A 14003-nucleotide genomic window follows, 5' to 3' on the forward strand; every position below is an offset into this window, starting at 1 on the left:
TTCCCGAGGCTGTTTTACGTACGCGCCAACACACACTTTTCAGGCTGCTTTGCCCGTATTTTCACCGGATGGAACGCCCGCGGAAGGGGCCTGCCGCCGCAAAACGCCATCACCTGGAAGTGTACGGACATAAACGGCAAGGCCGTGACCTACAAGTATCGCAACCGCTTGGACGTCACGGACTAGCAAGCCGCCCAAAATCCCCTTTCCGGCGGGACCGGGGAGTCGCCAGGCCCGCGTCCGGATGTCGTCTGAAGACGGCGTCCGGCCGCCGTCTTGACCGGGCGGCGATGGCCCCTATGATGGAGCATGGCCCTGGGCGAGTCCTTTTTGCAATGGCACCTGATCAAAGGCGGCTTCTTCGATGGCCTGGAACGGGAGTTCGAGGCCTTCCGGAAGCTTGCGTCCGTACGCCGACTGCGAAAAAACGCCATCGTGTTTTTTGAAAACGACCGCTGCGACCGCTCGTTCTACCTGGACCAGGGCTCGGTCAAGATCTTCCGGGTGTCCCTGCATGGCACGGAGCCCACGTTTTTCATCCGCTCGGCCGGCGCATCCGCTACCTCAGCGAGCAGCTGGAAAACGTCATGACCTGCGACGTGCCGACGCGGCTTTTGAAACTCTTGTTGTGCCTGTCCCACGACGAGACCGCCCAGGCCAGGGGCGGGCCGGCCGACGTGCCGATACGGCTGACCCAGGGCCAGATCGCGGCCATGACCGGTTCCTGCCAGCAGACGGTCAGCGAAACCCTGGCCGCCTTCGAGGCGCGCGGGCTCATCGCCGTCGCCTGCCAGCGGCATCCGGCTTCTCGATCCCGGAGCCATCATGGACGCCCTTGCCGGCGGCGATATGGATGAAGGGACAAAGACATCCGGGTGAAGCCGCATCCTGGGCACCTGTCCTCCGGTTTCCGCCCCCGGCATCCATCCCGAGCCCCTTTTGGAATTCCTCGGTTTTTCGTCGGTGCGGCCCCAATATTATCCAGTACGGTTATCCGCACGATAAAGGGGGCTGGCAAAGACAGGCCAACCCCTTGCAATGGTCGGCAAACGCGGTGACCTCCATGCGCCAAGCGAACCTGAGCGCCTCGGCCTGAGGAGGCTTGCCCGGATTGATAACTTACAGTTTTTGTGTGACAATCAGCTACCACCGGCATACCCGGTGGTATGATGATGCCCCCTCAAAGGGGGCTAACGACCTAAGAATAAGAAACTTCCGGCATTCTGCCATTTCGAGTCAGGTGTTGCATTGATTACCAAAGGCCAAAATCCCGGAACGGTCGAACCTTTTCGGGTCACACCGCCAGAGGCGGTGGTTTATCTGTTGGAATTAACGAAGCAGGCGACAAATCGAAGTTGTATCGCGCCAGACGGCGTTTCGAGAATCGATTTCCGGGGAAGTACCCATGTCACGAGTGCTGCATCCTTTTGTCCTTGCCGCCTTGCTCGCCATCCTCGCGCCTTGCGTGGCCGGCGCCACGGGGGCGTTCAATCAGTTTGTCGGCTTGGGTGACAGCACCCTGGACAGCGGCTATTTTCGCTATACGTCGACGGGAAACGCGTCAGCGGATGCAATGGTCGCCTCCGCCATCGTCGGCGGTGCCCAGGGCGGGTGGGCCGGTCCCGGGGTGATGACCACAACGTTTTTGGCGGCAAGGTTCGGCCTGTCCGCCGAAACGGTCAGCGCCGGCGGCACCAACTTCGCCAACGGCAGCGCTTATACGGCCCCCTTAAGCGCCACGGCCGGCGGTTCCGCCGCTCCTGGCGGACTGTCCGGGAATGTGACCACCACCCAGCAGATTGCCAACCTCCTCGCCGCCACCGGGGGCGTCGCCAATGCCCACGCCCTGTATGTGGTCAACAGCGGCAACAACGACCTGATCTTCGTGCAAAACCAGGGCACTGCCTGGATCGCCGCCAACCCCACCTTTTTAAACGGCGTCGCGTCCGAATTCGCGGCCAGCGTGGCGACCCTGCAGGCGGCCGGCGCCCGCACCATCATGGTGCCCAATACCTTTTACACATCGACGCTGACCGGCTCGGGCGGCATCGTTCCCGCAAGCAACATCGATGATTACGCGCGTGCGGTCGCGTATGGGATGACCAAGTGGTCGTACCTGATGGCGGCCGGCGTGCGTTTTATTCCCGCCGACCTCACCAGCGTGTTCCAGTTCGTGGCGACCAATCCCGCCCTGTTCGGATTCACGCCGTCTTCGGTGCTGTCGGCCAACGCCCCGTCCCCAGTCGCCGCCCTGGTGACCACCTGGGCCGACATTACCCCCGTCCAACTGCAAACCTCTCTGTTCGTGGATGGCCATCACCTGACCACGGCGGGCCAAAAAATCGAGTCGGATTATGAAACAAGCCTGCTGACGGCCCCGAGCCTGATGTCGCTTTTGGCCGAGGCTCCGGTCCAGGGCGGCCTGGCCCGCGCGGCCGTCATCCAGGGGCAGATCGACCTGTCCGGCCAACATCGCGGACCGACAGGCGTCAACGTCTGGATCGGCGGCGGCGTCGGGGCACTCACGCTCAAAAATTTTTCAGGCTTCCCCGATGTTTCCGGCACGCCGTTTACGGGATCGGCCGGCGTGGATTACCAGATGCCGTTCGGGCTCATCGTCGGCGCGGCCTTTACCGCCGGAACCCAGACCCAGCATTTCTCGATAGGCGGCGGTCAGTTCGACCAAAACGACCAGGCCATAAGCCTTTATAGCGCCTATCAGGCCGGACCGGTCTGGGGCAATGTCGTGGCCTCCTACGGCTGGTATCAGGACAAAATCGCCCGCGACGTGACGTTGGGGCTTTTTACCGACAGCAACAGCGCCGACACCACGGGCTCGTCCCTGGCCCTGGCCCTGCGCGCCGGCGGCGACATCCACCTGGGACCGGTCACCACAGGCCCGGTGGCGGGCTTGGTGCTGCAACGGGTGCGCATCAGGGGTTTTGCCGAATCCGGCACCAGCGGCGCGCAGACCGGCAGCAACGGCGTCACGGCCCTGTCGTTCGGCGAGCAGATACGGGATTCGGCCATAAGCCAGTTGGGCTGGCGCGCCTCGATCGACGCAGGCCGCTGGCGGCCGTTCGTGGAAGCCAAATGGAACCACGAACTGGTCGACCAGTCGGGCCGCAAGGTAAGGGCCGCGCTCACGTCGGCCACGGCCGCGCCCTATTCCATGGCCGCCGCCCCGGTACAATCGGATTGGGCCACGGCCAGTGCGGGGACTTCCTACAAAATCAGTGAGCGGGTGATGGTGCGGGGTTGTGCTTCAGCCACCGCCTTCGATTCGCAGATGGTCAACTACGGCGGCGATGTCGGCGTAAGCGTCAGTTTTTGAATCCGGATCGTTGACGGCCTTTCCGGCCTGGGGCCCCTCGGGTGCCAGCAGCTATCGCTTCTCGCTTCCGTGCCGCCTTCCGACCCGAAAGCGGAACGCCTCCTGGCGGTTCTGGATGAGGCAAACGCCGCTGGGGCCGGGACACACTTCGCCTTGCCGCCTGCGGCCTCAAGCAGGACTGGCAGAGGAGGCAGCGGCTCGGTCGCCCCAATAGACCACGTGCCGGGCGGATTTGCCGGAGGTGGGGAGGTAGAAGTTTGTCCCCCAGGACCGGCTGCCTCTTGCTGCTCCATGGCATCCATGCCGAGCCCCCTTGAAATTCCTCGTTTTTTCGTTGGCCCGGCCAAAACGTTATCCACCTCGGTTAGCCACACGAAAAAAGGGGTCAGGCAAACACTGCCTGACCCCAAGAAATCCTTCTGGCGCGCCCGCAGGGATTCGAACCCCGGGCCGTCTGCTTAGAAGGCCGATCCTGAATTTGCAACATACTATAATAAATTGATTTTATTTTAAGAAAGATAACATTCCCCGGCTAAAATGACCCAAAATAGCCCACAGACGGTTATCCAGAGGTTATCCAGAATCTCCAGGTTATGTTCCGCTTCGTTTTACAAGTTCCCTGAAAAGGCTCGGTCAAGGAGCGCAGGAATGATGTGCTTCAACTCTCCTGCTACGGAATCTTGAAGCTGACGGGCTTGTGAGACCTTGCAGCAGAGTTCTGAGAGCTTTTCCTGCTTCTCCTGCGGCGGAACCGGAACGGGAATAGCCTTAAGTTTCTTTAGCCCAAGTGTCCGGTTGCGACCCGTTGCACCGGGAGAGGCTTCAAGAATGTGGGCCATGCCTTCTTCGCTGAGCAGCCAGCAACGCAGAAATGCTGCTGTGGCTAAGGCGGAATCTGGTAGGCAACTGAATAAAGCGATGCGAGCCAAACCGTCCGGTGTCGAACTCTTGAACCACGGCAATCGCGCCTTCCCACGCGAATACGTTGCTGAACAGAAGGTCTCCCGGTTCGATCCTATAAAGCCGCTTGGTCCCGAGCGGACCTTGCCCGGGTCCTGTGCCCGCCTCACACCTTCAACCATAAATCAGGCCAGCCCGCCCTGGTGTCGGTCCTGTTCAAGGAGTTCTTCGAGTTCCACCCTGAGTTCACGCTCTGGCTGGCATCCAGACGGGAGACATCCCGATCTTGGATCGGGCCATTGAGCCCCGGCCGGGAAAGATTGTCATCGCCGCCGGCTGATGGCGAACTTGCGCAGTTCCTTCATGCTGGACAGGCCCAGCTTGCGCAAAAGCCGGCCGTAATAGGTCTCCACGGTGTGAAAGCTGATGTTGAGCGTCTGGCTCATTTCGACGCTCGTCTCGCCGCGCCCGAGTCCCAGCAGGATCTGCTCCTCCCGCTGGCTGAGAGCGGCCTCCCCATCATGCTCCGATGCCAGCACCCGGTCGGCCAGCGTGCGCATGACCTCGGGACTGGTGTAGCGCCGACCGGCAGCGACCGCCGCGATGGCCGTCAGCAGCACGTCCTCGACCTCTTGCTTGGTGACGTAGCCCTTGGCCCCCCGGCCAAAGGCCCGCTCGATGGACTGGCTGTCCTCATGCATGGAATATATCAGCGCCGGCACGCCTCGGGCCGTGAGATCATCAAGCAGGTCCAGCCCGGACTCCTCGGCCAGGGACAGGTCCACCAGAGCCACGTCGGCCCGGCAACCTTCGATGATGGCCAACAGTTCCGCCCGGCTGCCGGCAACGCCGCACACGGTATGACCGCTTTGCGCAAGCAGCAGCGACAGGCCATTGCGCAGGACCGGATGATCGTCGACCAGAAAGACGCGCACACCGGATGATAGAGCCTTATCCATCAGCATCCTCGCTTGTCTTGTCCGCCGGGCAGGCCAGGGAACAGACCACCCTGGTCCCACCGGCCTCGACGTCGTCTATGGACAGCAGTGCCCCGATCATCCTGGCCCGATAGGCCATGATGCGAAGGCCGAGCCCCCCCGGAGACCCGGCCGCCGCCCGGCGGCCGATGCCGTCGTCATCCACGGCCAGGATCAACCGCCGGTCGAGGCCGCAATCCAGGCTGATGGCGATCCGGCCGGGCTGGGCATGTTTGACGGCGTTGGCCACCGACTCCTGGGCGATACGGTAGAGCTGGACGAGATGTTCGTTGCGGCAAGGCGAACAGGACAAATGCTCGCGGTATTGGACCGCGATGCCGGTCGACCGGCCCACACGTCGCGCCAACTCGGCCAGGGACGACCCGACTTCCCCGGGGGCGCACTCCACAGGCCAAAGTCCCCGGGAGAGATCGTAGGCTTGGCCGACCGAATCCGTGAGCAGCGAGGCGATCTCCGTAACTTCCTCGGCCACGCCCTGTTCCGCGATGGCGCTGCGGGCCAGGGCAGCGCAGCGCACCCTGGTGCCCACCAGCTGCTGGCATAGGCCATCGTGCAGATCGTAGCTTAAGCGCCGACGCTCCTCTTCGCTCACGTTGATGATTTCCCGTTCCAGCCGGGTGCGCTCGTCCATTTCTGCGCGCAAGTCGGCGGACAGGTTTTCCACGGCCGTGAACGCGTTGGCAAAGCGCTGGGCCAGGGCCAAGGCCTGGGACAGGACGAAGGCAAGGAAGCCGAAGAGCATGAGGTCCAGGGAGATGGTGCTGAAAACATGCCCGTAGATGTCGTTCAGGGAGGTTAGCGACAAAATGACATACCCGCACAGGAGGATAAAAGAACCGTCACGGCCACGCCGCACACTGACAAGCAGCATTACAAAGTAATATATATGCAGAATAAATGTGGATACGGCAAACCATAACAACAAATAATACAAGACAAAGTTTTGCTGTGTAAGAATAATAACAACATACAGGACATTTCTTGCGTCTACCATGTGCTGAACAACAAGAAGAAATTCGCGAGGATATAGCGATCTATAGAATCTATACAAAATTGAAGACAAAATTGAAAAGCTTACCAGCGAAACCTTTTCGACAATCGCCGGATCAGCTCCTGGTATAAATAGATTGACCAACCAATCCGATGAATCCATTGTGCCATAAATACAGATCAACACCAGGCAGCCCAAGCTGAAATAAAGGGTAGAAGCCTCTTTCCGTTTCAAGAAATAGAGGGCCAAATGATAGATGGCCATGACCAGCAGGCTGCCGGAAAAAAACATTGTCCAAGACCAGATTCTGATATGTATCCGTTCCAGTTGGTCCGACCGTCCCAGCAGGATCGAATGAAGCACTCCCCCCCGCCGATACGAGTGGTTGGATACCTGCAGCACCAGATCGATGGGCTCCCCCTGACTGGCAACCTTGGCCAATATCAGGGAGCGATGCGGTTTTTCCTTGGCGGGGCTTTGTCCCACCACGCCGCTTTCGGCGATGAGCTTGCCATTGGCCCATAGCCTGTAGGCGGCATGAATGCCTTTAAGCCGCAAGGTCAGTTGAAGATTCTCGGGGCCTGGCAACAGGCGCAGGCGGAAGGTGGCTTGGCCCTGGCCGGACAAGGGCTGGCCGTGGAGCATCTGGCCTTTCCACGTGCCAGGAAGATTCATGAAACCGGACGGCTGGGGCGGGGCAAGGTCGGGTTTGAAGTCTTCAGGGGCAAGGAGCCGGTCCCAGTAGAATGCCCACTGGCCGTTGAGGGCAACCGGGCCATCCCGGACCACATCCCAGCCGGACAGGTCGAGCACGCCGCGCTCGGCCACAGGCACGTTCTTGTCCTGCCTGGCACACCCCAGGCAAGGCAAGAGGATCAGGAGCACCAGGGCAGCAAAAGGTCTCGCATGATGCGTCAGGAACATGCATCCACCCGATATCGCACGGCGATGCACTCTTCCCTACGGCAGTGCCGCACCGTTGTCGAGCCTTCCGGCGACGGCATGGGACGACACTGCGGTCAAGGGCTCGTGCCTCTGTGGCGCACGCCCCGTGTCCCACCTCCTGGCCGGGAGTGGCGACATGGCGCGGTATTGAACCAAAGTAGGCCTGGAAAGGGACCGATACTTCCGAGTCAGCCGATTGGGTTGGGACCCCCTACGGGGCAGCACGTTGCCCGCGGGACACGCCTGCCAATGGCGGCCCCTCCCAGTCCTTGTAGGGGCCGTCCTTTTGCAAGGCAGTCCACTCGATCGCCAAGCCCAATTCTTCGGCCTTTTCCTTAGTCGGCTGCCCGGTTTCCAGGTCCCAGCCTCTCAAGGAATAATAGTAGTCCATTTCCTCATGGATGATCTTTTCCTCTTCTTCAGTCAGGCCTCGCACACCATCGCCGAGCGGCTGGTAGAAATATTCAGGAAACTTGTCCTGCTTTCGCGTTATCCCCAGCCTGGCATCGATCATTCTTTGCAGATTGAATATTCTTTCCCCAATTCTTTCAATCGATTCTGTCGTAAATTCTTTTCCAGTCGCCGTGGACAACATGCGCGCGGAAATGCCGGCCTGCGTGATATTGCTATCAACGATGCAGGCTATTCGTCTGCACAAGATGAGGCTCTCATTGGCGACAACCCAATTGCCTATCCTGACGTTCAGCTTGCACCACCCTTTGGGCTCCCCTTTGCTGAACATTGCATGGTCGTCAGCTCCGACAACCTCCTTGACTATTTCGTCCGCCTCCTCCCTTGTATATCCTCTGCCAGAACGAAGTCCTTCCTTTCCCGGGAATTCCCAACTGAAATCGGCAAGACCGATCGACTGCCACCCCCAGGTCTCCAGGCAAGCGCCCCGATAGGGCGTAAAGTGACACATGACAGCCGGCCCGATATTCCTCCTGTCCGTTCGCGGATCGTCCTTGCCGTATCCGGTCGTCCCCCGCACCGTGTTGTCGTACTTGCGGGCTTCGGGAAACAGCCTGGCAATGTTCATTTTCCCTTCGGCGACCAGGTTGCCGATACGCTCCCGTTTCGCCATTCGGTGGATCATCTCCTCAATGATCTTGCCATCACCGGAATCGAGTTCGAGGCCGTCGGTATCCTTTGCGGAAAGGACGCCGTCCTTGTATAATTGCATGACGATGCCAATATCACCGGGACCCTCTTTCCAATCTATTCCATAGTCGTTGAACAGGTCGGAATAATAATTCAGCGCTTCAAGATCGTTGACGCCCAGGGCGAAAAAACTCTCCTGGTTTGCGATCTCCGGCCCCGTTCCACGTGTCCGGTATTTTCCCCTGCTCTGTTCATGATATCCACAACAAGCCATATGGCAGTTCCAGCAGGCTTCGAGTCTGACAGCGTAATCATAAATGTGCTCGGCTATTTTCGGCTTGGAGGGTGTCGTGTGGAAATAGGCAAGCCAGAGTGCAAAGCGAGGCCAGGCGCTGTTTTCTTTAATGGCATTGCGAAAATCGGCATCGTTCTCCAGAAACGCTTTGGGGTCTGCAACATTGACGCCCTTTTTGCCTCTGACGACGATCGCCTTCAGATTTTTCGACCCAAGCACGGCTCCTGTACCACATTTGCCGCCAGCAGACTTGAATCCATCGATCATGGCGGTCGCATGGCGTACCAGGTTTTCACCGGCTGGCCCTATGACGACGCTGCAGACCTCACCATGCTGCTTTTTCAGCGTCGACACCGTTTGATGCGCGCCCAGCCCCCACAGATCCGATGCATCCTTGATGCTCACGGAATCGTCGTCGATCCAGAGATACACAGGCTTCTCGGCTTTCCCCGTAATGACCAGCGCATCATACCCCGCCTGCTTGAGCATCGCATGGACGAAGCCGCCGCCCGAGCCGCCGCCAAGATGTCCGGTCACCGGGCTGATGTATTGGTATATCCCTCTTCCGCCCTGCGTGGAGAGCCCGGTCAACGGACCCATGGCGATGACGAGGATATTGTCCGGACTCAAGGGGTCGAATCCCGCCCGTATATCCTTCTCGAGCATATAATCCCAAATGATCTTATCGGCGAGCCCCATCCCCCCAAGATATTTCTCGAGCAATTCCTCGGACAACGGTATCCTTTGTATCGTGTTTTCCGACAAATCGACTCTCAGAAGACAGCGGTTCCAGCCATAGACCAGGGTGTTTTCATTCTCTTCCATACTATACTGCCTTCTCAAGCTTGAGCACCAAAGAGGGGCACTTCCCGACACACTGGGGATCATCGTCATGATCGTGGCACAGGTCGCATTTCACGATCTTATCAAGCTCCTTCGAATACCAGCAGGCATGATACGGGCATGCCTTCACACAGGCACGGCAGCGAATGCAGGCATCATGGTCAATCAAAACGGCACCCAGCTTTTCGCTGCGAAAATGGGCGTGCTTCGGGCAGACCTCATCGCATGGCGGTATGCCGGGACAATGCCGGCATATCGAGTGGTCAAGCATTTGTTCCTTTTCGCGAAGGGTCCACTCGTTCGTGTGGTGGCCGATTCTTATCCCGGAGAATTCCGAGGAACTGCGTCCTTCGTGGGAAAGCGCGCACACCGCCATGCAGGACATGCAGCCTGTACATTTTTCGGTTGGCCTGACGTAATCGTTGGTGCAGGCCGTTTCTCCTTCCGCCACGACCACCCGCATGATGTTCTTCATTTTATAGACGGGCAACGCACGCCTGGCATCTTTCGTGTCTTGATCGTTCTTCTTTTCCATCGCGGCACCCCTTCGTTCCTCCGGCACGAACGCCCTTGCCCGTCATGCGGCGGCCGGATGCAATGTTTCACCCCGTGTCGCGTCACAGGCGCAGGCGCCCACAGCCATGAGCAGGACAACGGCACCCGCGCGCAGGCCGGCACGACCAAGGCGCGGCACCAACGGACCGTGCTGGCGACGTCCACCGGATGCCTTCCTCCATGATCCGCCTTCGCCCACCTGCCTTCTTGGCATTTTGTATCGCGAAATGAACATCGCAGTCTGTCGAGGTTTTCCCTGATATATTGTAGCGAAATTCGGGGACAGACAATCAAACGGATTCCCAGTACGAGTTTGCATGTCGCAAACCCGGGCCACGAGCATCGCCCTCTATGCTGGCAACGCCAACCATCTAATAACTTTTTCAATATACATCGATCATATAATGCCCGAGCCAGCTCACCTGTATTGAGCAAGGAGAAAAGCGGATGAAGCTCATTGATCTGAGTTGTTATCTGGAAGAAAATCCCTTTGCCGAACCCTTCCCAGTAACCATCAACTTCCACTCTCACAGCGAATCCGCCAAGACCTTAGCCAACATGCTGGGTCTGGAGCCAACCGCTTTCAATGACGGATTGGCCTTGACGCATGAAGACTTCAGCGGACAATTCCACTGCGGAACGCATATCGACGCACCGCTGCATTTTGGACCGATTGTCGAGGGGAAGCCTGCGAAGGGTATCGATGAGGTGCCGTTGGAATGGTTTTTCAATGACGGCTTGCGCCTTGACATGCGCCATGTTCCACGAAACGGCCTCATTACCATGCACGACGTCCAGAATGCTTTGAAAAAAATCGACTATACCCTCAAGCCTTTTGACATTGTTTTGATCTGGACCGGTTTCGACAAGCTCATCCATACCGAGGCCTACCTCAAGGAACAGCCCGGCATGAGCAGGGAGGCCACGGAATACATCCTCGACCAAGGGGTCAAGGTCATCGGCGTTGACATGTACGGGTTTGACCGCTCTTTCGGTTTTCAGGCCCAGGCCTATAAGCGGGGGGAAATCAAGGAACTCTTTCCCGGACACATGGTTGGGCGCGACAAGGAATACGTCCATATCGAAAAAATGGGGAACCTTGACGCCCTGCCAGCCGCCTTCGGATTCAAGGTCGCCTGCTTCCCGGTCAAGGGGCGGCATTGCACCGCCGGCCAGACCCGCGTCGTCGCCATCTGCGAATAATACCGCAAAAACTCGCCAGGGAGCCCGCCATGAACGTCGAGACCCGATTGCCTTATCTGAAACCGACGGCACTCGATCCCGAACAGAAAGTGTTCTACGATCTGCACTTGGAATCCATGAAAACCATGCCCTACGTCTGGATGCTGGAAAACGGAGAACTGAACGGACCTTCCAACCTGCTGCTCCATGAAGCGGACATCGGGAACATGCTGTTCCCCTTGAACCGGGCCATTATCGCGAACAGCGTCCAGTCGGCGGGGGCCATTGCCCACGAGATTGCCGTTCTGGTCACCGTTTGCGCCGCCAAAGCCCAGTATGGGATGTATGCCCATACGAAACTCGCCCAGGCGGCCGGGCTCAGCGATGACAAGATAACCACGATTACAGCCGGATTACGACCGAACAACCTGACGCGGGAAGAAGAAGCGGCCTACGATTTGGCGTATTCGCTGTGCCAAAGCGGAGCGATCTCCGGCATGGTCTATGACAAGGCCATCGCCTGTTTCGGCGACAAGGGCTGCGCGGCCCTGGTCTTGGCGGTTGGCATGTTCAAGATGATCGGAACCATCCTGAACGCGTATAACGAACCGGTTCCCGAGTATCGGGCGTAACCGCTTTCGCATGCGATGCCCCCCAAGCCGGACACTGGCCTTCGCCGGCGGCGATGACGACCCATTGCGCAGCAGTCTTCCTTGGGCGGGCATCGCATGCCGACCAGACTCAATGCGGCACTATCCCCCTGGCGTATTCCCGGTCGGCGGCATCAAGTTGACAATAGACGTGGACAAGCCCCTCGAACATCGATCGCCTTTCCTGGCAATCGAGGGGAGTGGGCCGGTGCATGTCGCCGGTTGTGGCTTTGTTGAGATAGAAACAGCCGCCGCCGCAGACATAGCGAGCCCAACATCTCCGGCATACGGGCAGGCTGTCGACCACGGCCCGATGGTATGCGTTCGGCGCTCCGGACGTATAGTCCGCGATGTTGCCTTGGCGCAGTTCCGTGAGGCCGACGAACCGATGGCAGGGATAGATGTCGCCGGTGACGGAGATCGCGGCCAAGTTTTTTCCAATGCCACAGGCATGGTGCCGTTTTTTCCCGGTGAGCAGGTCCCCCATGTCCAGCAGGGCCCGAAGCGGGGCGTCCTTGACGATGGCGCGCCCCCGGATGGCGGCCAGAAGCTCGTCGGCCTCCTGGCGATGGAAGGCCCGCATCCGATCCAGGCGGCGCTCGTTTGCGCCGTCGACGGGCGCGGCGGCGTGGTGGTGGCCGAGGAGCACCGGCGAGGCCGGTGCGAAGACATAGGCCGAGAATCCCACCCGCGCCAAGGCCTCCTGGATCGCCAGGGGGTCGGTGTCGCCGTAGACCGTGGCCCGGGCCGAGAGGTGGGGCACGGTTTCCCGCAGCCTGCCGATATTGGCCGCGACCAGATCGTAGGAGCCGGTGCCGTTCCAAAACGGCCGCTGCCGATTCTGGACCTCGGGCGGCCCGTCAAAGCTGATCAAAAGCTTGATGTTTTCCTCCCGGATGAAGGCGATGACCTCCTCGGTGAAAAGCGACCCGTTGGTGGTCATGCTGAAGGCGATGGCCTTGCCCGCTTCCCTCGCCTTTCGCCTGGCGTAGGGCACCACCTTGCGTATTACAGGAAAATTGAGCAGCGGCTCGCCGCCGAAAAAGCCGACGTTGACTTGCCTGGCGCTGCGGGAGTTCTCCATCAGCCAGTCAATCGCCCGCAACGCCGTGGACTCGTCCATCATCCCGCCGCCCGCATACTCCCCGCCGTTGCCGTAGCAGTAGACGCAGCGCATGTTGCAGGCCTGGGCCACAAACAGGCTGATGCTCACCACGGGAAACTCGGCCGCGCCGGTTGAAGGCCCGGCTTGCGACCGCGCCGCCTCGTCCCCTTCGCCAACGACGATCCCCAAGCCGCGTAGTTTCTCCAGGACCGCCTCGGGGAGCAGCAGGCTTGGATCCGCCCCCAGGCGCCCGATCAGGGCAGCCAGCCCGGGCGTGATCGCATGGGCCGCCAAGCCTTGCACATCGAGGAGATACACGTTTCCCTCGTACTCGAACGTGTGGCATTCGCGCACCGCGACATTGGCGAAATACCGGCGGCCTTCCAATTCGACTGGGCAGGGACCGAACATGCTGCGACCTCCAACATACCGGGTAGAATATACCCGCAAAGGGCCTGGTGACTGTCAGGAATTCCCCTGATTTTGCGTAGAGGAAATCGGGGACATCCCCCCGGATCGAAACACCGGCGGTCGCCGATGCCCCGGCCGCCTTGTCCGGACACGGCCACTGTCCCCGAATCCCGCTACAACATTTCAGGGGAATTCGTCTGTTAACAAGAGCGGCACGCGTTGCGTTTGACCGGAACGCACCTTGGCCTGTCATCCTGGCGTGGAAGAGAATGTTCCGCGACGTCCAACGTGGAATTGGCCACCCCCTGCGAGAGGCGCCAGCCTCCTTGGGGGGATAGACAGGGGGTAAGGCGGCGCGCGAAGTTGTCTGGCACGCCGCCTTTCTCCTCGGTTCCACTCCCCCATCTGCCTAAGAATACACCCGCGCAACACAGTCCGATCAGAAAAACCCGTAATTCCGGGCCGTCTACCCAGCCGTCTGGCCCGACGCAAAGCCGGCTTCCCGCAGGACCGGCCCAAAGGTGCGTCAAAACGGCAGCCACCTGCTCTTGTTCCGTAGCCACTTTGTGACATTTATCATCATTTCCTCTTGAAACTGTCTTGCCTTTTCCATTATTGTATGAACAAACTCAATCCCGTTTCTGCCTCGAAAAGCAGATGTCTCCCTGGGAAAGCCTTTACCTTGAGGCGTCG

The 14003-nt window shown here is 59.5% G+C and carries 11 protein-coding genes and 1 pseudogene; 6 read left to right on the forward strand and 6 right to left on the reverse strand.

The features are described 5' to 3' along the window. Nucleotides 1-309 precede the first annotated feature (309 nt). From ACP59X_RS15340 to ACP59X_RS15355, 4 genes and pseudogenes are all read left to right on the forward strand, one after another. Complete coding sequence (locus ACP59X_RS15340; RefSeq protein WP_428559918.1) at nucleotides 310-591, forward strand: cyclic nucleotide-binding domain-containing protein; 282 nt, start codon at nucleotides 310-312, stop codon at nucleotides 589-591. Beyond that, entirely contained in the window at nucleotides 588-857 is a 270-nt protein-coding gene (locus tag ACP59X_RS15345) for a helix-turn-helix domain-containing protein (RefSeq protein WP_428559920.1), read from the forward strand. The genes ACP59X_RS15340 and ACP59X_RS15345 overlap by 4 nt, the downstream gene beginning before the upstream one ends. A 548-nt stretch (nucleotides 858-1405) precedes the next feature. Then, nucleotides 1406-3334 (forward strand): autotransporter outer membrane beta-barrel domain-containing protein, encoded by a 1929-nt coding sequence (locus ACP59X_RS15350; RefSeq protein ID WP_428559923.1) that lies wholly within the window; start codon nucleotides 1406-1408, stop codon nucleotides 3332-3334. A 158-nt stretch (nucleotides 3335-3492) separates the two neighbouring features. Further along, nucleotides 3493-3651: pseudogene (locus ACP59X_RS15355) on the forward strand (hypothetical protein); the annotation flags it as partial. Between the two features lie 291 nt (nucleotides 3652-3942). Here the strand turns inward: ACP59X_RS15355 and ACP59X_RS15360 are convergent. From ACP59X_RS15360 to ACP59X_RS15380, 5 genes are all read right to left on the reverse strand, one after another. Then, entirely contained in the window at nucleotides 3943-4173 is a 231-nt protein-coding gene (locus ACP59X_RS15360) for a restriction endonuclease subunit S (protein ID WP_428559925.1), read from the reverse strand. A gap of 384 nt (nucleotides 4174-4557) precedes the next feature. Continuing rightward, complete coding sequence (locus ACP59X_RS15365) at nucleotides 4558-5193, reverse strand: response regulator (protein ID WP_428559928.1); 636 nt, start codon at nucleotides 5191-5193, stop codon at nucleotides 4558-4560. Then, entirely contained in the window at nucleotides 5186-7147 is a 1962-nt protein-coding gene (locus tag ACP59X_RS15370) for a sensor histidine kinase (protein WP_428559931.1), read from the reverse strand. Before ACP59X_RS15370 ends, ACP59X_RS15365 begins: the two co-directional genes overlap by 8 nt. 232 nt (nucleotides 7148-7379) lie before the next feature. Further along, entirely contained in the window at nucleotides 7380-9389 is a 2010-nt protein-coding gene (locus ACP59X_RS15375) for an aldehyde ferredoxin oxidoreductase N-terminal domain-containing protein (RefSeq protein WP_428559933.1), read from the reverse strand. Between the two features lies 1 nt (nucleotide 9390). Further along, nucleotides 9391-9942 carry a 4Fe-4S dicluster domain-containing protein gene (locus ACP59X_RS15380; RefSeq protein ID WP_428559935.1) on the reverse strand — a complete coding sequence of 184 codons (552 nt, stop codon included), beginning with the start codon at nucleotides 9940-9942 and terminating at the stop codon, nucleotides 9391-9393. Between the two features lie 467 nt (nucleotides 9943-10409). On the opposite strand from ACP59X_RS15380, the gene ACP59X_RS15385 reads away from it, so the two are divergent. Both ACP59X_RS15385 and ACP59X_RS15390 read left to right on the forward strand, forming a co-directional pair. After that, a complete protein-coding gene (locus ACP59X_RS15385; RefSeq protein WP_428559937.1) occupies nucleotides 10410-11165 on the forward strand; it encodes a cyclase family protein in 756 nt (251 codons plus the stop codon). 29 nt (nucleotides 11166-11194) lie between these two features. Next, the gene (locus tag ACP59X_RS15390) at nucleotides 11195-11776 is read left to right on the forward strand and encodes a carboxymuconolactone decarboxylase family protein (protein ID WP_428559939.1); all 582 of its coding nucleotides are present in this window, start codon (nucleotides 11195-11197) and stop codon (nucleotides 11774-11776) included. Between the two features lie 109 nt (nucleotides 11777-11885). Here the strand turns inward: ACP59X_RS15390 and ACP59X_RS15395 are convergent, their stop codons facing one another. Next, nucleotides 11886-13310, reverse strand: a complete 1425-nt coding sequence (locus ACP59X_RS15395) for a radical SAM protein (protein WP_428559941.1) — start codon at nucleotides 13308-13310, stop codon at nucleotides 11886-11888. Nucleotides 13311-14003: the final 693 nt, after the last annotated feature.

The organism is Solidesulfovibrio sp. DCME (genome assembly GCF_049995385.1).
Classification (GTDB): Bacteria; Desulfobacterota; Desulfovibrionia; order Desulfovibrionales; family Desulfovibrionaceae; genus Solidesulfovibrio.

What these genes read in the sequence shown, in the direction of transcription:
- ACP59X_RS15375 (WP_428559933.1), bottom strand. Translation starts at nt 9,389, where the DNA reads ATGGAAGAGAATGAAAACACCCTGGTCTATGGCTGGAACCGCTGTCTT.
- ACP59X_RS15365 (WP_428559928.1), bottom strand. Translation starts at nt 5,193, where the DNA reads ATGGATAAGGCTCTATCATCCGGTGTGCGCGTCTTTCTGGTCGACGAT.
- ACP59X_RS15350 (WP_428559923.1), top strand. Translation starts at nt 1,406, where the DNA reads ATGTCACGAGTGCTGCATCCTTTTGTCCTTGCCGCCTTGCTCGCCATC.
- ACP59X_RS15360 (WP_428559925.1), bottom strand. Translation starts at nt 4,173, where the DNA reads ATGGCCCACATTCTTGAAGCCTCTCCCGGTGCAACGGGTCGCAACCGG.
- ACP59X_RS15390 (WP_428559939.1), top strand. Translation starts at nt 11,195, where the DNA reads ATGAACGTCGAGACCCGATTGCCTTATCTGAAACCGACGGCACTCGAT.
- ACP59X_RS15345 (WP_428559920.1), top strand. Translation starts at nt 588, where the DNA reads ATGACCTGCGACGTGCCGACGCGGCTTTTGAAACTCTTGTTGTGCCTG.
- ACP59X_RS15395 (WP_428559941.1), bottom strand. Translation starts at nt 13,310, where the DNA reads ATGTTCGGTCCCTGCCCAGTCGAATTGGAAGGCCGCCGGTATTTCGCC.
- ACP59X_RS15380 (WP_428559935.1), bottom strand. Translation starts at nt 9,942, where the DNA reads ATGGAAAAGAAGAACGATCAAGACACGAAAGATGCCAGGCGTGCGTTG.
- ACP59X_RS15340 (WP_428559918.1), top strand. Translation starts at nt 310, where the DNA reads ATGGCCCTGGGCGAGTCCTTTTTGCAATGGCACCTGATCAAAGGCGGC.
- ACP59X_RS15385 (WP_428559937.1), top strand. Translation starts at nt 10,410, where the DNA reads ATGAAGCTCATTGATCTGAGTTGTTATCTGGAAGAAAATCCCTTTGCC.
- ACP59X_RS15370 (WP_428559931.1), bottom strand. Translation starts at nt 7,147, where the DNA reads ATGTTCCTGACGCATCATGCGAGACCTTTTGCTGCCCTGGTGCTCCTG.